The sequence below is a fragment of the Synechococcus sp. A15-44 genome (assembly GCF_014280115.1).
Taxonomy (GTDB): Bacteria; Cyanobacteriota; Cyanobacteriia; order PCC-6307; family Cyanobiaceae; genus Parasynechococcus.
Genome location: NZ_CP047938.1, coordinates 679,745 through 697,129, shown reverse-complemented (window position 1 = coordinate 697,129; position 17,385 = coordinate 679,745). Strand labels below are relative to the sequence as shown.

The following is a 17,385-nucleotide window of genomic DNA, read 5'->3' as shown; positions in this document are numbered from 1 at the left end:
TCAATCAACAGCCATCTCGATCACATCGCTGAAGCGGGTTTTCACCGTTTCACGAAAACCCACCACATCCAGACGCCGCGTCATCAACACGGCTCCCAGGAAACAGATCATCTGCAGGGCAAACACCCCGCCGTAGGCACCAAAAAGATCCCCGCCATTCCAGGCCCGGAACAAGGTGAGCAGCCCGCCGCCACTGATGGTGGCCAGGCCGCAGGAATAGGCATAGCCGGCACCCCAGATGCCCAGGAGAAAGCCCGTGCGGCCGGGCTGCACAAAGCTGAACATCAAGGAGAGGCAGGCATTTATGCACACCCCAAGCGACAAACCAAACAAACCAACGGCAGCCCGCAAAAGGGGGATCGACTGCTCCGCCCCAGCCCACAGCATCAACAGCAAAGCCAACGCAGCCAGCACCGCACCCACCCGGGCGGTGCGGATGTTGCCGACCCGATCAATCAAGCAGAAGCCACTGAGCCCCAAGCCGCCAAAGAACCCCAGGGCAATCAACACATTCAGCGATGTAGTGGCGCAGACACTCATGCCAAAGACGGCGGCGCCGTAGGGCTCCAGCACCGCATCGTTGAGAAACATGCTGAAGGTGAACAGGCAGAGCACCCCGAGAAAACGCCCCGCCTGGGGGATGGTGCGCAGTTTCAAGAGCAATTGGGGCAAGGCCAACCGCTGGGGAACATCGGGGGGTTCCGCCCCCACCGGCGCCATCAAGCCTGTGATGCGGCGTTCCACACCGAACACCGACACCACCCCCAGCCCCAGCAACACCACCGGCGTCACCACCGACAACCGCTGAAGTCCGGCCAGAACAGCGCTGCGGCTGGCATCGGCCGCACAGGCACTGCCGAAGACCTGATTCACCAGAACACTGCCCAGCAACACCCCCAGCAGACGCATCCCCCACACCACCGACAGCACCCGCGGCCGTTCGGCTTCCGTGGTGCGATCGGCGATCAAAGCCGAAAAGGCTGTTCCACCAGCGGCAATCGCCGTGCCGATCGCCACAAACACAAGGATCAGCAGGCCAATCAGCAGCCCATTGAGCTCACCGCCGGAGGCCTCCATGCTGGTGGCCAAGCGCAGCACCAGCTGGCAAGCCACGCCGAACAACAGGGCGATCGCCAGGGAGCTGATCACGATGAAGGGGGTGCGCCGCAGCCGGCTGGGGGGGATGCGATCGGAACGATGGCCGAACCAGGCGCGGGTGAACCCCATCAGCTGCTGACCACCAACAGCAACAGCTGCCAGCACGGCCGGGACCTGGATGTCTTGAATCAACAGGCGGTTCAGCAGTCCCAGGATCAGGACGCCGAGGATTCCCAGGCTGAGCTGGAACAAGCCCAGTTGAAGTGCCAGACGCAGGGGACGGCTGTGCACCAAGGCAGACCTGAACTTGCGGAATTATGCCGTTTTCGCTTTAAAAATCGGCTCTCCGGTCATCCCTCAGCCAACTTGATGTCCCGCAAACGCGCATCGATAGAGGCGAGCAGTTGCACCGCAAACATCGGCGTCTCCTGAACCGCGAACAGGAACTTCTCGCGATTCATGGCAATCAAACGGCAATCACTGATGGCCGTGGCTGTGCTCAAGCGCTGATGGTCCTCCATCACCAAGGCCCCCCCACCGAACACATGGCCCACGGGGATGTCTTCATGCCCCTCATGGCCTGCCGAATCGATCCAGGTGAGCTGCACCGATCCTTCCAGCAGGCCATACATGCAGGTGCCGGTTTCTCCCGTACGAAACAGGACCTCCCCCTGCTTTAAACGGATTACTTCGGCCTTGCTGGCCAAAGCACGCATGGTGTCGAGCGCATGCATAGACAGGGGGTGACGCGCGAATCAGACGGAGGTCAGAGCCAGAGCAGCCCCGAAGCCTTGGCGCACATCCTCCTGGGAGATCAAACCATCATGGTCCTGATCCAGAGCGTCAAAGATGGCATCACTGCCGAGCCATTCATCTCGGGTGATCGAACCATCGCCGTTCATGTCGTTGAGCATGAAGATCTCAGAAACGGCATGGCGAAAGGCAGAGCCACCCTCCAGTTCCGCAAGACGATGGGCGAGTTGATGCTCCAGGGTTTCAATGGCTTTGCTGAAGCCTTTAATCCCCTCGGTGAGTTTGTCGGTGGCCATCCGATCGTCCTGCATCAGTGCATCAAAGGTGGCGCGATCGACGTGGATCTTGGCTTCGCCATCGGTGGGATGGGTGGCATCCAATTTCTGGGTCAGCACAGCATCCGTCTCACGGAGCTGATCCAACAACTTCGGTGAAATCGTGAGCAGATCACAACCGGCCAACTCCGTGATCTCATCGATGTTGCGGAAGCTCGCGCCCATCACCTCAGTGCCGTAGCTGTGGGTCTTGTAGTAGTTGAAGATCTTGGTCACCGAAATCACACCCGGGTCCTCAGGGCCGGGGTAGGAGTCGCGGCCGGTTTCAGCCTTGTACCAATCCAGGATGCGCCCCACGAAGGGGGAGATCAGAGTGACTCCGGCTTCGGCACAGGCAACGGCCTGACCGAAACCAAACAGGAGGGTGAGGTTGCAGTGAATCCCCTCTTTCTCAAGCACCTCGGCAGCTTTGATGCCTTCCCAGGTGGAAGCAATTTTGATCAGAACCCGATCGTTGCTGATGCCGGCATCGTTGTACAGACGAATCAGCTTGCGCCCTTTTTCAATCGTGGCGTCGGTGTCAAAACTCAGGCGAGCATCCACCTCGGTTGACACACGACGGGGAACAATCTTCAGGATCTCCTTGCCGAAGATCACACTGATCTCATCGAGCGCTTCCCGCACCACGTCTTCCACCGCTGCGTCGCTGCCCATCAACTTGCGCGATGAGCGCAAAGCCTCATCAATCAGGCTCTGATAGGCCGGAATCTGTGCAGCAGCCAGGATCAACGACGGGTTGGTGGTGGCATCCCGAGGGGTGAACTTGCGGATCGCCTCCAGATCACCCGTGTCGGCAACGACCACGGTCATTTGTGAAAGCTGATCGAGCAGGCTGGCCATGATGTACGACGGCTCAATACCCGTAACGTAGCCGCGCTTTTTGATGCGTCAGCTGTTCAAAAGCTTGTTCAATTCAGCAGGTTTTGAGGGGGCGATGCGCTCCACAACCAGCAAGGCATCAATGATCTGTTTGGCGACAGGAACGGCCACTGTGGAGCCATAGGCGTGTTCACCTTGGGGCTCATCTACCACCACAAACACCACATAACGGGGATCCTCAATCGGCAAGGTCGCCACAAAGCTGCAGATCTTGGCTCCTGGGAGATAGATCCCATTCAGGGCCTTCTGCGCCGTTCCTGTTTTGCCACCAATTCGGTAGCCGGGCGTTTTCACACCCTTGCCACTGCCCTGATCCACCACAGATTCCATCCACTGGAGCACCGTGCGCGTGACCTCCGGGTTCAGCAACTGCTGCCCACTGGGTGCCGCCGCCGGTGCCAAAGCATCACCCGAGCGGAAGCCACGGGTGATGTGGGGACTGACCAACTTGCCACCGTTGGCCAGCATCCCGTGCAGCTGCACCAGCTTGAGCGGTGTGAGCGAAAACCCCTGACCAAAGGCCGTCGTCGCCGGCTCGATCGGCTGACTGGTGAACTGCTCCTTGCTTTTGAGCTGTCCTGCAACCGCGCCAGGAAGGTCGGTGTCGGGACGCTGATTGATGCCGATACGCTCCATCCAGTTCCAGTAAGCGTCATCGTCGAGACGACGCATGGCCTGAACCATGCCGACGTTGCTTGACACCTGAAGCACAGTGGCGAAATCCACAAGGCCATTGGCCCGCTTGTCGTGGTTGTAAATCGGCCAACCTCCGATGGTGAGTTGCCCGATGTCGTTCACTCGATCGGTTGGCTGAATAGCACCGTCCTGAAGTGCCAACGCCAAATTGATCGGCTTGAACGTGGAGCCCGGCTCGTAGAGATCCTGAACAGACCATTCGCGAAACCGCCCGGCGGGGAAATCCCAGTAGCGGTTGGGGTCGTAGGTGGGTGTCGATGCGAGCACCAACAGCTCACCATTGGTGGCATCCATCACGATCGCGGCACCTTTCTGTGCCTTCCACTTGGCGACCTGCTCAGCCAAAGCGGTTAAGGCCACCTGCTGAAGCCTGGAATCCAGCGTTAACTGAAGCCGTAAATCATCGCCATAGAAGGCTCCAGGAGCGAGGTTGGCCGGCAACGGTGTGCCATCGGCTCCACGGCGGAGGTATCGGGTCTGCTCATGGCGGGCAAGATCACCATCACGGCTCTGCTCAAGACCCGCTTGAGGTTTCCGCTCCGCATTAAGGAAGCCCACCACGTTGGCGAACAACGACGCCTGGGGGTACACCCGCTGGGGATAGGCCTCCAGATCCAGGCCGCTGATTCCAAGGGCCCGGATGCGATCGGCCGTTTCCGGATCCAGCTCCTCAGCCAATTTGATCCCCGAGGCCTGGGTTCCCATGGCCTTCAGCAGCGCAGGCGCAGGACGAGCCAAGGGATCGGCCAGCACCGCCGCCACATCTTCGGCAGGGCGGACAAGGTTGGGGGCATCTCCCGGCATGTTGAAGTAGCGGGGATGGGCCCAGAGCCGGAACCGCTTTTCATCCATCGCGACCAAACGGCCGGTGCGATCGACGATCGGACGGCGTTGCCCCAAGGGTTGGGTGCGCTGGGTTTGCAGCTGACGGGCCCGCTGTTCCAGGTCGGGAGCCTGCACCAACTGCAGCCAGGCCATGCGACCCACCAGCCCCAGCAAACCTGCCGCCAGGATCCAGAAGATGATCCAAAGCCGCTTGGGGGGAACCTGGGTCAGGGAAACAACCCGCGCGCGGGAGCGGCGCGAACGGATGGGTCGACGCCCCGACGCCCGCGTCATCAGTAGCCGGCCCGAATGGGCTGATTCCCCAGGGCGCGGAGCGATGTCATGGGCGAGGAGGCGGAGGTTTGCAACGCGCCCGGATCGGGGCGATCAAGATGCACCAGATTGGCCACCTGTGTTGGCACCAGGCGGTTGGGCTGCTGCGAACGCAGCAACAGATGCTGTTCCATCACAGCGGTTGATTCCGTCAATCGATGCGCCTGGGTGCGTGTTGCCTCCAGCAAACGGAAGGACAGGGTCCAGCGATGCTGCCAGTGCAGCGTGAGACCAGCCAGAACGGCAACCGCAGCAATCAATCCCAGCAGCGTGCCGTCCATCAGGCGATGGAGCCCTCCAAGGAGAGGGGAGCGTCGTGCAATGCGTCCGGAGGACAGTGACCCTTGAATCAGCTCGAAAGCCGTGGTCGATGCACGCTGTTCCGGAGCGGCAACCACCGGGATCACAGGCGAATAGGCCAGTGAACCACCTGCAGCAAGGCCGGGCAAGGCTCAGAGCAGCAGCAGGTTCAGGAACGTCACGGCGTTCCACAGCCCATGCATCAGCACCGAGGGCCACAGGCGTCCGCTGCGCAGCCGCACCAAACCAAGCCCAACCCCCAAAACCGTGAGCGGCGCCAACTCGCCAACACTGATGTGGGCCATGGCAAACAACAGGCCACTGAGCAGGACCCCCGGGAGGGGACCGAGCCGGGTCGCCAACACCGGCAGCAAGGCACCGCGGAAGATCGTCTCCTCAAACAGCGGAGCCAGCACAACCGCAGTGAGCGCAAGCAAGGCCAGGGCAAGCGGATCACGGCTGCCAAGCACCAACTCCAACAGCGGATTGCTGCCCCCGGGATCACCGACCAGGCGCATGAGCAACCACCCTGTGAGCATCACCACCGGCGTCACCATCAACCAGCTCGCCAGGGCATCCCGCAGAGCTGAAAGCAGCGGACGCACACGCCACTGCATCCATCCCCCCAGCGGTGCCCTCTCCCTGGGCAGCGACCGCAGTTGCCGCCAGAGGATCAGCAGGCTCGGCAGAGCCATCACGCCGTAGTTGATCACCACACTCACGGCTTCACGACGAGGGCTGCCCAGCCCCGCCGTCAGTGCACCCACCAACGGAAACGCCACCAGCGGAACGCCAACGGCACTGATCACCACAAAGCCACCGGCCACCAGCAGGGCCATATCAACCAGGGTCAGCTCCGGCCCCTGAACATCGGGCCAGGCCATCAGCCGACCTCGCAGCAGACGCCAGGCCTGACCAAGCAGCAACAGTCCACCGAGCAGGGCCGTCACCAGGGGCAGCACCGTGCTGACGGCCAAACGGAACGCCGCTTGCCCCGCGGCTGCAGCATCGATGCAGAGCGTCGGGTCAGAGGCGCCCGCTTCGCAATGCAACTGCTGGAGCAACGGGTCGTCGCCTTGGCGATCGAGCTCCGCTGATGCGGAACCTTGGCCCTGCAACAGCAGAAGCATCTGTTGCTGCCGCTCATTGCGCTCCTCTGGGCTGATGCCCTCCAGGGCCTTGAGCAGCGCATCCCGCGGCGACTCCCCCAGGAGAGCGCCCCGCAACGGGGGCGGCACCGCTGGTTCAGCAAGAAGCGTCAGCTCCTGCTGCTGAAGGCTCAGGGCCGGTGCCACCGAAGGTCGCGAGAGGCTGTCCATCAAGCCCGACAACCAGATGAAACCGGCCAAAGCGAGGGACAAGGCCGCCAGAAGTCCCTTCCAGCGCGGGGAAACCGGTTGTGGGGAACTGGGCACCAGCGGGCGTCAACTGCCCACGATTGTCCCCCCGAAAGGCCGCTTCCATACGATGGCCGCGCCCTGACGCTGAACCGTGCCCCTTCGTCTTCTTCTGGTCCGCCACGGTCTCAGCAGTTTCAACAAGGAACGGCGGATCCAGGGCCGCGATGATCTCTCGAACCTCAGCGAGGAGGGGCATGAGCAGGCCCGGGCCCTGGGCCGCTCGCTTCAGGACGTGAGCATTCAGGCCGTCTACAGCTCTCCTTTGCAGCGGGCGGCTGCGACGACGGCGAGCCTGCTGGAGACCCAAGGCGGCCAGGCCCCAGATCCAGTCTTTGATGACGGACTGCTGGAAGTGGATCTGGAGCCCTGGTCGGGTCAGACCATCACCGACCTCATGGAGGGATCAGCAGAGACCTACAGCACCTGGAAGCACCGCCCCATGGAGCTGGAGCTCCAACGGCGGGATGGCTCGACATACAAGCCCCTTCCTGAGCTGATGGAACAGGCGCGGGGCTTCATCTCCAACCTACTGAAGCGCCATCCCATCGATGGCAACGACACGGTGCTGGTGGTGGCCCACAACGCCATCCTGCGCTGCCTGATGCTGGTGCTGCTGGGGGAACCCGACCACGGCTTCCGGCGTCTCCGCGTCGACAACACCTCCCTTTCGGTCTTCAACATCCGGCCGGGAGACAACGGCCCCCAGGTGCAGATCGAATGCCTGAACAGCACCACACACCTGCAACCGCTGCCGGAGAAAGGCAAAAACGCCAGGCTGATTTTGGTGCGCCACGGCGAAACCGACTGGAACAAAGCCGGCCGCTTCCAAGGGCAGATCGATATTCCGCTGAATGAGAACGGTCGCCGTCAAGCCGCGGCCGCCCGCGATTTCCTCAAAGACATCCCCATCGATCGGGCCTGGAGCAGCACCCTGTCACGCCCAACCGAAACGGCGCAGATCATTCTCGAGGCACACCCCGACGTGTCCCTGACCCAGATCGACGGCCTGGTGGAGATCGGTCACGGGCTGTGGGAAGGCAAACTCGAATCCGAGATCAAAGACGGCTGGTCGGAGCTGCTGGACACCTGGAAGCGGGCTCCTGAAACCGTGCAGATGCCCGAGGGCGAGACCATCCAGGACGTCTGGGCCCGTTCCGTCCGGAGCTGGGGAGAGATCGCTGGTCAGCTGAAGGCCGATGAAACGGTGCTGGTGGTGGCCCACGACGCCGTGAACAAGACGATTCTGTGCGACCTGCTGGGACTGACTCCGGCCGACATCTGGGCGGTCAAACAGGGCAATGGTGGCGTCACGGTGGTCGACATTGCTGCCGATCCAGGCCAGCCTGCAGTGGTGACCTGTCTCAACCTCACCTCCCACTTCGGAAGCGTGATTGACCGCACGGCAGCAGGCGCTCTCTGACGTCATGAACGACACCTTGCTGCTGGATCCGGTGCGCGTCCTGCGTGGCCCCGGACACGCAGTGCAGCAGGGCGCAGTTCTGATCGATCGGGGTGTGCTGGTCGGCTTTGACGACGAGGCCCGACAGCTGGCCCTCGGCCTTGGCCTCAACGCCACTCCCGCACCGGAGCAACTGGTGGCCCCCTGCCTGGTCGATCCCCATTCCGTCCTTGAAACCCCCTTCAGTGGGGATCACGAGACAGCTGTGAGCTTGCGGCACTGCGCCGCAGCAGCAGGCTACGGACAGATTGCTCTGCTCCCCCGCAGCAGCAGTTGGCGTGATGGCCCGGAACGGCTTCAGGGTTTCAGCATCGATCAGGATCAGGCGGCAACGGTTCGCCTCCACCTTTGGGGAAGCTTCAGCCGCGGCGGCAAGGCCGAGGAACTGGCCCCCCATGGTGATCTGCTCGAACACGGTGCCATCGGCCTTGCCGATGACGATGCCATGGTTCCAACCCCGTTGCTGGAACGGGGACTGCTGCTCGGAGAGATGGGGGGATGCCCGGTGCTGGTGGCACCCCGGGATCCCGCTCTGCAGGGGGAAGGCCTGGTGAGGGAAGGGGTGGAGACGCTGCGAGCCGGGTGGCCAGCGGATCCGACCACCAGCGAGACCCTTCCCCTCAGCCAGTTGCTGCTGCTGCATCAACGCCATCCGGAACGACAACTGCGGCTGATGAACCTCTCCACGGCAGCGGCGGTGAACCAGCTTTCAGCCTGCGAGCCCCCTCCCTTGAGCAGCGTGAGCTGGTGGCATCTGCTGACCGACCGCAGCATGCTGGCCAGCAGCGATCAGGGCTGGCGCGTCTGCCCCTCCCTCGGTGGCCCGGACGATCGCGAGCAGTTGATCCAGGCCGTTCAGCAGCGAACGATCACTGCCGTGGCTGTGCATGCTGTTCCTCTGGATGCGGAAGACATGCTGTTGCCGGGCGACCAGCGCCCCGCAGGCCTCAGCGGCCACAATGTGGTGGTTGCTGCGCTGTGGAATGCCCTGGTGCGGCCGGGCCGCTGGACCACGGAAGATCTTTGGCAGGCCCTCAGCTTTGGGCCTTCGGCTCTGATCGACCAGCCGCCTGAACAGCTTGAGCAGGGCAGCCGGCGCTGGCTGCTGTTCGATCCCGATCAACGCTGGACCATCAGCAGCAACACCCCCGGCGCACCGCGTGCCGCCAACATTCCCTGGCTGGGCCGCGAGCTTCAGGGACGCGTTGTGGCCTGTGGCCTCAATTGCTGAGCGAACCGATGCGCGAAGGGGGCCAGAAGCGGAAGACGGCACGGCCAATGATCTGATCGTCTGGCAAAAACGGGCCGCCTGGCCAACGACGGGCGTCCTGGCTGTTGCGGCGGTTGTCGCCCAGAACAACAACGTTGCCTTCGGGGACCACGGCATAGAGGCCCTTGCAGCCAATCATTCCGTCGCGATCGGAGCAGAAATTGGTGACGTAAGGCTCGTTGAAGGCCGTGCCGTTGATGCTTACGGCACCGCGGCTGTTCACCTCCACGACATCACCAGGAACACCCACCACCCGTTTGATCCAGGCCTCACATTCGGGATAGCGCTGCAACAGCACACGATCCACAACCCAGCTGATGCCCGGGAAGGTAACGAAGCCGCACTTCAGTGGATTGGGCTGCCCCCCCTCCAATTTCCAAACGGGATCAAAGGCACTGGGGGAATTGAACACAACGATCTCCCCCCGCTGAGGAGGTCGGGAGCGGTAGGACAGCTTCTCGACGATCAACTTGTCGCCCACCTGAAGCCCCGGCAGCATTGATCCCGAAGGGATGTAGCGGGCTTCAAAGGCGAACTGCCGGAGCAGGAGATACAGCGAAACCGTGAACAGAAAAGGGGCCCAGAACTCCCAGATCGCGCTCACTCTGCCCTTCACATCGGAAGGTTCTCTCTCCGTGTTCAATGTGGGCAGGCTCAATCTTTCGACCCACGATAGGGGGAGCCTGCAGGCCCCATGATCCGTCCACGCTGGCAAGCCCTCAAGCCCCAACACGGCCTGTTCAGCTGGCGCCGGTGGGACCAGGCCATTGCTGTCATTGCCGCAGTCAATCTCACCTGGGTCTCCATCGACCTCACCTACATCCCCCTGCGCAACTTCTGGCTGCAACGCAATCTTTATCCGGTGCCATCGCTTCCCCTGGTGGTTCCCCTGCCCTGGCTGCCGGACATCACCCCGTGGCTGGATCCCCTCAAGGGCATCGAACCCCATCGCGACACCGAGGCTTACCTCAAGGCCTTCACCGCCCTGGATCGGGCCCTGCAGCAAAACGGCCCGCGTACGGCGGAAAGCAACGATCTGCTGCAGCACCAGGTGGTGCTCACCACAGCGCTGATGGACAGCAATCCGTTCATCAGTTCAGGCCAAGCCGGCGCCCTTGAAAAATTCAAGAACCGACTGCGCGCTCGCACCGGCCTGGAATCAGCCCGTGACTCCGCCAACCTTCTCCTGAGCCCCGAACATCTGGAACGCTCCCCCTGGAGCCAGGAGCGTCAGTTCTGGAGCCAGCAGATCCTGCCGCTGGTGGAGAGCAACTACTGGCGAAGCATCGATGAAAATGGGCGCCCTAGCGATTTGAGCTGGCGCATCGACACGCCATTTCAACTGCTGTTTCTGCTCGACATTCTTCTGCGTGCCTGGCGCCTGAAACAGCGCTATCCAGCGATCCGCTGGCGCGATGCCCTGTTACGCCGCTGGATCGACCTGCCCCTGCTGCTGCCGTTTGCGCGCTGGCTCCGGGTGGTTCCGGTCACAGAACGGCTTTGCGGAGCGGGCCTCCTGCAACTCGAACCGCTGCGTGCCGTGATCAGCCGCGGCGTGGTGGCCCTGTTGGCTTTGGAGCTGTTTGAAGTGATCGCCGTCAGGGTGGTCGATGCCCTGCAGCAACTGATTCGATCACCACAGCTGCCGGAGAGGGTTCGCGGACTCTGCAGCTACCAGAGCAGTGATCTGAACGATGAGCGGGAGGTGATCGAGCTGCTGCGGTTGTGGCTTCCCCTTCTGCTCACCCGCATTGGCCCGGCCATGCGACCGCAACTGCAAGCCGTGATCAGCCATCTGATGCAGCAGAGCTTGGACCGGAACGTGGTGCCGGATGCCCTGCGGCGACTGCCTGGACTGCAAAACGCCGAATCGGAATTCAGCCGCCAGCTGGCAGAAAGCATGGTGACCTCCGTGCTCGACCTGTCCAAGGGAGCCGGAAACCGCATCGGTCAGCGGGACCCTGTTCTGGAATCGCTTGGATCCGAGGCCTTGGATCGGCTCTGGGAGGAGCTGGCCCACACCCTGGAACAGGGGCCTGTGCTGAGCCGCAGCCAGGATCTGCTGGTCGCCCTTTTGGAAGAGATCAAACGCTCAAGCTTCCGTCAGATCCGCGACCAAGGCGATGTGGACGCCCTGATCAGCGAATTGGATGGCTTGAACTTCAACCCTGGAAGGCCGACTCCCAAAGATCAGGCTTGAAGCCGGTGAGGTAGGTGTAGGAATTTACCTCCACGAACGGTCGTTTGATCAACTTTCCATCAGCAGCCAAAGCCTCGAGAGCCTCGTCATCCGACAGAGCCTTCACTACTGCCGCGCCCATGGCGCGATAGCTCTGGCCGCTGGTGTTGAACAGCAGTTTCCTGTCACCGAGGGATTGGTGAGCGGCCACCAACATCTCCTTCGACGGTGGAGTCAGGGTGATGTCGTGCACCTCATGGGCAATGCCTCGCTCAGTGAGCCAGGCCAATGCCTTTCGACAGGTGCTGCAGCGGTTGTAGCTGTAAACTTGAAGGGTTCCGGCCAAGGCTCAGCGGCCGAACAGGGATTTGATCGCACCAACGAGGCTGTTGGAGCCGCGGCCCACACCTTCAGCGGGGCGGGTGCGAACGGTGACATCACCAAAAACTGTGGTGCGGCAGCTCAGGCGGAAGTTGGCAGGACGATCGGCCAGATAGACCTCTTCAACATCGCTGCGGGGGGACAGGTTGGCTTGCCCTTCAACCACCTCCATCACGCAGGTGCCGCACTGACCAACGCCACTGCAGTTGTTGAGGTTATTGAGGCTCTTGTAGGGATTGACGCCCGCATCAAGTGCAGCCTTACGCAGATTTGCGCCCTCGATGCAGCCAACCTGCTGGCCTTCCTGCTCGAATCGGATGGTGGGCACGGGTTCCGCAAATCTCAGTGCGCACCAACTTACAAGCATCAGGCCTGATCAAGGGGCTCTTGCCTGAAATCAATCGGCTGCATTGATGCAGGAATCAAGCAATGGCTGAACCGCATCGAGGTCGCGCCATCCATCAATCGATACGACGCTGCCCTGCAACGTGCGGTAAGTCCTGAAGAATTCCGCGACATCCTCCAGCTGGGAGGCAGCGATCTGACGAATGCTGCGGATCTCGTCCTGACGGGGGTCTGCGTCCGGGACACAGAGAATCTTCCCGTCATAAACATCCTTGTCGTGGAGGTCCAACACGCCGATGGGGCGAGCCTTAATCAGGCAACCAGCGAACGTGGGTTCAGCCATGATCACCATGGCGTCGAGGGGAGATCCATCCTCCGCCAGCGTGTTGGGGATGAAGCCGTAATCAAAGGGGTAACGCACCGAGGAGTGCATCACCCGATCCAGAACCATCACGCCGGCTTCGGCGGAGTACTCGTATTTGTTTCTGCTTCCTGCCGGAATCTCAACGATGAGATTCACCAAGCCTGGCGAAGGTGACGGGGGAAGCTGATGGAGATCCATGCCGATCCGAGGCGGTGGGGATCAGTCGCGGAGAAGGGAAGGTTCGGTCCGTGATCACAGCCACAAGGGGAGCACTGAAACTGACAACAGCAATCAGCAGTCCTTTGATGGCCGTCAACGAGGCGCGACGACTGAACGGCTCATCCGCCTCCGAAGACGTGATGGCGTCGTCGTGAGACGGGTGGGGAACATCTGAGGCCATAAAACGGGGGGCTTGAAAAGCTCCCTCTTCCGATCACAACACTGTTGAACTCATTCTGTCACTGCAAAAAGCAGGACGCACCGATCATTAAGCAGCGGGCCGGTCCTGCTGGTCGAGTCGTGCGCTCAGATCAGAAGTGGATGCCCCACTCGCCTCGAGATGGGTACGGATCAGCCGAAGCTCCTCAAAGATCGATCCCAGGATTTGCTGCGTCGCCGTTGATGGAGAGTTCAGCACCTCAACAGTGACTTCTTTGATGCGGAGAACATCTTTGGCGAAGCGCGCCACCTCATTGGGGTGGAACATCAGCGGATCTTTCTGATCGCTGCGGTACTCCGGGTTCAGCTTGCGGGGGTTGAACGGAGGGTTGAGGTTGCGTGGGTCTGTGTTGGTGTAGCGATACACCGAAGCACGAGAGCGGTTCAGGGATTTCTGAACGTCGTCGATCCCCACCAGGGCCTCGGCTTGAGCTGACGCATGGGCCGGATCCATGGAAAGTTCGGTCGCTTGTTGAACGCTTGTCGCCACAGATTCAACGGACCGAGGAAACATGAGACGGGCCTTGGACAGGCTGGATTGAGCTGGACGGTAGCAGTCGAGACTCAGGGCGCCCAGGGGAATTCCAGCAAAACAGACACTTCCGCGATCGGCATGCCTCCGAAGCGGTGATAACTTCCAAATCCCATTTTGTTGCGATTGATGCGCGTCTCCCGCCTGCTGCTGGTGACGCTTCGGGATGTTCCCGCCGAAGCGGAGATCACCTCGCATCAGTTGCTTCTCAGGGCCGGGTATATCCGTCGCGTGGGATCAGGGATCTACGCGTACCTCCCCTTGATGTGGAGGGTGCTGCAAAAGATCACCGCCGTGGTGCGCGAGGAGATGAACCGCGCCGGCGCCCAGGAAACCCTGCTGCCGCAGCTGCACCCTGCTGAGCTCTGGCAGAAGAGCGGGCGTTGGCAGGGCTACACCGCTGGCGAGGGGATCATGTTCCACCTCGAAGACCGCCAGGGCAGAGAACTGGGGCTTGGTCCGACCCATGAAGAAGTGATCACCAGCCTGGCAGGGGAGCTGCTGAGGTCATACCGGCAGCTCCCGGTGAACCTCTATCAAATCCAGACCAAATTTCGCGACGAGATCCGTCCCCGCTTCGGACTGATGCGAGGCCGCGAATTCATCATGAAGGACGCGTACTCCTTCCATGCCAGCGAAGCGGATCTTCGCGAGACCTATGGCGTGATGGATCAGGCCTACCGCCGCATCTTTGAACGTTGTGGCCTGGATGCCGTCCCTGTCGATGCCGATAGCGGCGCGATCGGCGGCGCCGCCTCCCAGGAGTTCATGGTGACGGCGGATGCCGGGGAAGACCTGATCCTGATCAGCGATGACGGCCAATACGCCGCCAACCAAGAAAAGGCTGTTTCGATCCCATCCGCCGCATCTCCTCTTCCCGACGGCCCGGAGGAATCGATTCCAACCCCTGGCTTGGGCAGCATCGAAAGCCTCTGCGACGCCAAAGGCTGGGATCCGAGCCAGGTGGTGAAGGTGCTGCTGTTCGTGGCGACCCTGGACGATGAGACCCTCCAACCGCTGTTGGTGAGCCTCCGTGGTGACCAAGAGCTCAATCCCACCAAGGTCGTGAACGCGGTCAGCCGAACCCTCAACAAGGGTGTTCTCGATTGCCGCCCGATCACACCAGAGGACAACAACCTTCAGCAGATTGATCCGCTCCCCTTTGGATCGATCGGGCCTGACCTCTCCGATGACGTCTTGCAGGGAGCCAAGACCTGGGAGCCAACATTCCTGCGTCTGGCTGATGAAACCGCCAGCGAACTCGGCAGCTTCATCTGTGGTGCCAACACACCCGATCTGCACCGTTTCAACACCAGCTGGACGGCCATCGGGCAAAAGCCGACCAGCCTGGATCTGCGTAATGCACGAGCCGGCGACGTCTGCCAACACAACCCTGAATCACGACTGACGGAAAAAAGAGGCATCGAAGTCGGCCACATTTTTCAGTTGGGCCGGAAATATTCCGAGGCCATGGAGAGCCGCTTCACCAACGAGAACGGCAAGACCGAACCGTTCTGGATGGGTTGCTACGGCATCGGCGTTTCGCGATTGGCGCAGGCTGCCGTCGAGCAGCATCACGATGACAGCGGCATCTGCTGGCCGACGGCCATCGCACCCTTCGAGGCGATCGTGGTCGTGGCCAACATTCAGGACGACACCCAGGCGCAGCTGGGGGAAGCGCTCTACTCGGAGCTTCAGAACGCTGGGGTGGATGTGCTGATCGACGACCGCAAGGAACGCGCCGGCGTCAAGTTCAAAGACGCGGATCTGATCGGCATCCCTTGGCGGATCGTGGTGGGACGCGACGCCAGCGAGGGCACCGTTGAACTGGTGTGCCGCAGCAGCCGCGAGGTGCAAAAGCTTCCCCACGCTGAGGCTGTGACCTGCCTGATCAAGGGACTCCACCCCTAAAGTCGAATGACACTGAAGGGTTTCATGCTCTCCGCACTGACACGCCTGCTTCGCTCCCTCAGCAGGGCCGCCGTAGCCCTCGGCCTCGGGTTATGCCTCCTTCTGACGGCCTGCAGTGGGGACGCTGAAGCTCGTCTGAGCGGCGACTACGTGGAAGACACCGTGGCGGTCTCCCGCACTCTGCTGACGGTGATCGACCTGCCTCAGGACGATCCCACCCACGCTGAAGCTGAAGCCGACGCCCGGGCCCTGATCAACGACTACATGTCCCGTTATCGGCCCCAGCCCCGTGTGAACGGACTCAGCTCCTTCACCACGATGCAGACCGCGCTGAATTCGCTGGCTGGTCATTACGCCTCCTACGCCAATCGCCCCCTGCCGGAAGCGCTGCATGACCGCATCGCCAAGGAACTCAACAAGGCTGAGAAATCAGTAGTCCGGGGCAGCTGAGCCCCCCGAAACCAGCTCGGTTTTGACGAGTCCACCCGAGATCTGAGATACTCGCGGATTGTGCAGATCTGCGGCTTCGGGCCGCCGTGTTCTTGGCCAACGTTGTCGTCATCGGAGCGCAGTGGGGTGACGAGGGAAAAGGAAAGATCACCGATCTCCTGAGCCGCTCCGCCGATGTGGTGGTCCGCTATCAGGGTGGTGTGAATGCAGGCCACACGATCGTTGTTGACGATCGTGTGCTCAAGCTGCACCTGATTCCCTCTGGAATCCTCTATCCCGACACGATCTGTCTGATCGGATCCGGCACGGTGGTGGATCCCAAGGTGATGCTCGGTGAGCTGGACATGCTCATCGCCAACGACATTGATATTTCCGGGCTTCGTCTGGCATCCACAGCCCACGTGACGATGCCCTACCACCGCCTGCTCGACCAGGCCATGGAGAAGCAGAGGGGAGCACGACGGATCGGAACCACAGGCCGTGGAATCGGCCCCACCTACGCCGACAAGTCGCAGCGCAGCGGCATCCGTGTGATCGACCTGCTGGACGAACAGCGGCTGCGGGATCGCCTTGAAGGCCCACTGCAGGAGAAGAACGAACTTCTTCAAACCATTTACGGCGTTGAGCCCCTGAACGCCGAAGACGTCATCCAGGAATATCTGGGATACGGCAAGCGCCTCGCTCCCCACGTGGTGGAGTGCACCCAGACGATTCATCAGGCAGCGCGAGATCGCAAGAACATCCTGTTCGAAGGTGCCCAGGGCACGCTGCTGGACCTGGACCACGGCACCTACCCCTACGTCACGTCCTCCAACCCCGTTTCCGGCGGGGCCTGCATCGGTGCAGGCGTGGGCCCAACCCTGATTGACCGCGTCATCGGCGTTGCCAAGGCCTACACCACCCGCGTGGGTGAAGGCCCCTTCCCCACTGAGCTGAGCGGAAGCCTGAATGACCAGCTCACGGAACGGGGTGGCGAATTCGGTACCACCACGGGCCGCCAGAGGCGCTGTGGCTGGTTTGACGGCGTGATCGGTCGCTACGCCGTGCAGGTCAACGGCTTGGACTGTCTGGCCGTGACCAAGCTGGATGTGCTGGACGAACTGGACGAAATTCAGGTCTGCGTGGCCTATGAACTCAATGGCGAGCGAATCGAGCACTTCCCCAGCAGTGCCGATGACTTCGCCCAGTGCAAACCCATCTTCGAAACACTGCCTGGCTGGCAGTGCTCCACCGAGGAATGCCGCAGCCTTGAGGATCTCCCCAAGCCAGCCATGGATTACCTGCGCTTCCTCGCCGATCTGATGGAAGTGCCGATCGCCATTGTCTCCCTTGGGGCCAGCCGTGATCAGACCATCGTTGTCGAAGATCCGATCCATGGTCCCAAGCGAGCCCTGTTGAGCGCCTGAGACGCTGACGTTCATACTTCGGGGCTGCTTT

18 protein-coding genes are annotated in these 17,385 nt (G+C 61.6%); 6 read left to right on the top strand and 12 right to left on the bottom strand.

Translation table 11 applies throughout. From position 1 onward, the window contains the following. Genes SynA1544_RS03835 through SynA1544_RS03810 form a run of 6 tightly spaced genes read right to left on the bottom strand, consistent with a single transcriptional unit; the run spans nucleotide 1 to nucleotide 6,634 of the window. On the bottom strand, nucleotides 1-1,389 hold the full coding sequence (locus SynA1544_RS03835; RefSeq protein ID WP_186514887.1) for an MFS transporter: 1,389 nt from the start codon (nucleotides 1,387-1,389) through the stop codon (nucleotides 1-3). A gap of 59 nt (nucleotides 1,390-1,448) precedes the next feature. After that, the gene (locus SynA1544_RS03830) at nucleotides 1,449-1,832 is read right to left on the bottom strand and encodes a Crp/Fnr family transcriptional regulator (protein ID WP_186514886.1); all 384 of its coding nucleotides are present in this window, start codon (nucleotides 1,830-1,832) and stop codon (nucleotides 1,449-1,451) included. A 21-nt stretch (nucleotides 1,833-1,853) separates the two neighbouring features. Continuing rightward, a complete protein-coding gene (locus SynA1544_RS03825; protein ID WP_186514885.1) occupies nucleotides 1,854-3,026 on the bottom strand; it encodes a transaldolase in 1,173 nt (390 codons plus the stop codon). 48 nt (nucleotides 3,027-3,074) lie between these two features. Next, nucleotides 3,075-4,880: a penicillin-binding protein 2 gene (locus tag SynA1544_RS03820; protein ID WP_186514884.1), complete on the bottom strand. Its 1,806-nt coding sequence runs from the start codon at nucleotides 4,878-4,880 to the stop codon at nucleotides 3,075-3,077. After that, a complete protein-coding gene (locus tag SynA1544_RS03815) occupies nucleotides 4,880-5,368 on the bottom strand; it encodes a hypothetical protein (RefSeq protein ID WP_370594096.1) in 489 nt (162 codons plus the stop codon). The genes SynA1544_RS03820 and SynA1544_RS03815 overlap by 1 nt, the downstream gene beginning before the upstream one ends. Before the next feature lie 3 nt (nucleotides 5,369-5,371). Continuing rightward, nucleotides 5,372-6,634 (bottom strand): CPBP family intramembrane glutamic endopeptidase, encoded by a 1,263-nt coding sequence (locus SynA1544_RS03810; RefSeq protein WP_186514883.1) that lies wholly within the window; start codon nucleotides 6,632-6,634, stop codon nucleotides 5,372-5,374. A gap of 76 nt (nucleotides 6,635-6,710) precedes the next feature. Between SynA1544_RS03810 and SynA1544_RS03805 the strand changes: the two genes are divergently transcribed. Next, the gene (locus tag SynA1544_RS03805) at nucleotides 6,711-8,039 is read left to right on the top strand and encodes a histidine phosphatase family protein (RefSeq protein WP_186514882.1); all 1,329 of its coding nucleotides are present in this window, start codon (nucleotides 6,711-6,713) and stop codon (nucleotides 8,037-8,039) included. Between the two features lie 4 nt (nucleotides 8,040-8,043). Further along, nucleotides 8,044-9,309 carry a dihydroorotase gene (locus SynA1544_RS03800; RefSeq protein WP_186514881.1) on the top strand — a complete coding sequence of 422 codons (1,266 nt, stop codon included), beginning with the start codon at nucleotides 8,044-8,046 and terminating at the stop codon, nucleotides 9,307-9,309. On the opposite strand, the gene lepB is transcribed toward SynA1544_RS03800, so the two are convergent. Then, nucleotides 9,299-9,964 carry a signal peptidase I gene (gene lepB, locus SynA1544_RS03795; protein ID WP_115009459.1) on the bottom strand — a complete coding sequence of 222 codons (666 nt, stop codon included), beginning with the start codon at nucleotides 9,962-9,964 and terminating at the stop codon, nucleotides 9,299-9,301. The genes SynA1544_RS03800 and lepB overlap by 11 nt on opposite strands. Nucleotides 9,965-10,042: 78 nt before the next feature. Here lepB and SynA1544_RS03790 point away from each other — a divergent pair, with 78 nt between their 5' ends. Next, complete coding sequence (locus SynA1544_RS03790; protein WP_186514880.1) at nucleotides 10,043-11,548, top strand: hypothetical protein; 1,506 nt, start codon at nucleotides 10,043-10,045, stop codon at nucleotides 11,546-11,548. Here the strand turns inward: SynA1544_RS03790 and SynA1544_RS03785 are convergent. The 5 genes from SynA1544_RS03785 to SynA1544_RS03765 all read right to left on the bottom strand — a co-directional run bounded on the left by SynA1544_RS03785 (nucleotide 11,511) and on the right by SynA1544_RS03765 (nucleotide 13,569). After that, the gene (locus tag SynA1544_RS03785) at nucleotides 11,511-11,873 is read right to left on the bottom strand and encodes an arsenate reductase family protein (protein ID WP_186514879.1); all 363 of its coding nucleotides are present in this window, start codon (nucleotides 11,871-11,873) and stop codon (nucleotides 11,511-11,513) included. The two genes, SynA1544_RS03790 and SynA1544_RS03785, sit on opposite strands and share 38 nt — an antisense overlap. A gap of 3 nt (nucleotides 11,874-11,876) precedes the next feature. Then, on the bottom strand, nucleotides 11,877-12,236 hold the full coding sequence (locus SynA1544_RS03780) for a 2Fe-2S iron-sulfur cluster-binding protein (RefSeq protein WP_114987966.1): 360 nt from the start codon (nucleotides 12,234-12,236) through the stop codon (nucleotides 11,877-11,879). 69 nt (nucleotides 12,237-12,305) lie between these two features. After that, nucleotides 12,306-12,815 carry an inorganic diphosphatase gene (locus tag SynA1544_RS03775; RefSeq protein ID WP_115132120.1) on the bottom strand — a complete coding sequence of 170 codons (510 nt, stop codon included), beginning with the start codon at nucleotides 12,813-12,815 and terminating at the stop codon, nucleotides 12,306-12,308. Continuing rightward, nucleotides 12,757-13,017 (bottom strand): hypothetical protein, encoded by a 261-nt coding sequence (locus SynA1544_RS03770; protein ID WP_186514878.1) that lies wholly within the window; start codon nucleotides 13,015-13,017, stop codon nucleotides 12,757-12,759. The genes SynA1544_RS03775 and SynA1544_RS03770 overlap by 59 nt, the downstream gene beginning before the upstream one ends. A gap of 87 nt (nucleotides 13,018-13,104) precedes the next feature. Further along, nucleotides 13,105-13,569 carry a resolvase gene (locus SynA1544_RS03765; protein WP_186514877.1) on the bottom strand — a complete coding sequence of 155 codons (465 nt, stop codon included), beginning with the start codon at nucleotides 13,567-13,569 and terminating at the stop codon, nucleotides 13,105-13,107. Between the two features lie 147 nt (nucleotides 13,570-13,716). Here SynA1544_RS03765 and SynA1544_RS03760 point away from each other — a divergent pair, with 147 nt between their 5' ends. From SynA1544_RS03760 to SynA1544_RS03750, 3 genes are all read left to right on the top strand, one after another. Then, nucleotides 13,717-15,498, top strand: a complete 1,782-nt coding sequence (locus SynA1544_RS03760) for a proline--tRNA ligase (protein WP_186514876.1) — start codon at nucleotides 13,717-13,719, stop codon at nucleotides 15,496-15,498. A gap of 24 nt (nucleotides 15,499-15,522) precedes the next feature. Beyond that, nucleotides 15,523-15,948, top strand: a complete 426-nt coding sequence (psb27, locus tag SynA1544_RS03755) for a photosystem II protein Psb27 (protein WP_115009487.1) — start codon at nucleotides 15,523-15,525, stop codon at nucleotides 15,946-15,948. 86 nt (nucleotides 15,949-16,034) lie between these two features. After that, nucleotides 16,035-17,354 carry an adenylosuccinate synthase gene (locus SynA1544_RS03750; RefSeq protein ID WP_170950485.1) on the top strand — a complete coding sequence of 440 codons (1,320 nt, stop codon included), beginning with the start codon at nucleotides 16,035-16,037 and terminating at the stop codon, nucleotides 17,352-17,354. Nucleotides 17,355-17,385: the final 31 nt, after the last annotated feature.

Coding starts and splice junctions, on each gene's coding strand:
- SynA1544_RS03830 (WP_186514886.1), bottom strand. CDS start 1,832: ATGCATGCGCTCGACACCATGCGTGCTTTGGCCAGCAAGGCCGAAGTA.
- SynA1544_RS03825 (WP_186514885.1), bottom strand. CDS start 3,026: ATGGCCAGCCTGCTCGATCAGCTTTCACAAATGACCGTGGTCGTTGCC.
- SynA1544_RS03820 (WP_186514884.1), bottom strand. CDS start 4,880: ATGACGCGGGCGTCGGGGCGTCGACCCATCCGTTCGCGCCGCTCCCGC.
- SynA1544_RS03800 (WP_186514881.1), top strand. CDS start 8,044: ATGAACGACACCTTGCTGCTGGATCCGGTGCGCGTCCTGCGTGGCCCC.
- SynA1544_RS03790 (WP_186514880.1), top strand. CDS start 10,043: ATGATCCGTCCACGCTGGCAAGCCCTCAAGCCCCAACACGGCCTGTTC.
- SynA1544_RS03775 (WP_115132120.1), bottom strand. CDS start 12,815: ATGGATCTCCATCAGCTTCCCCCGTCACCTTCGCCAGGCTTGGTGAAT.
- SynA1544_RS03770 (WP_186514878.1), bottom strand. CDS start 13,017: ATGGCCTCAGATGTTCCCCACCCGTCTCACGACGACGCCATCACGTCT.
- SynA1544_RS03765 (WP_186514877.1), bottom strand. CDS start 13,569: ATGTTTCCTCGGTCCGTTGAATCTGTGGCGACAAGCGTTCAACAAGCG.
- SynA1544_RS03760 (WP_186514876.1), top strand. CDS start 13,717: ATGCGCGTCTCCCGCCTGCTGCTGGTGACGCTTCGGGATGTTCCCGCC.
- psb27 (WP_115009487.1), top strand. CDS start 15,523: ATGCTCTCCGCACTGACACGCCTGCTTCGCTCCCTCAGCAGGGCCGCC.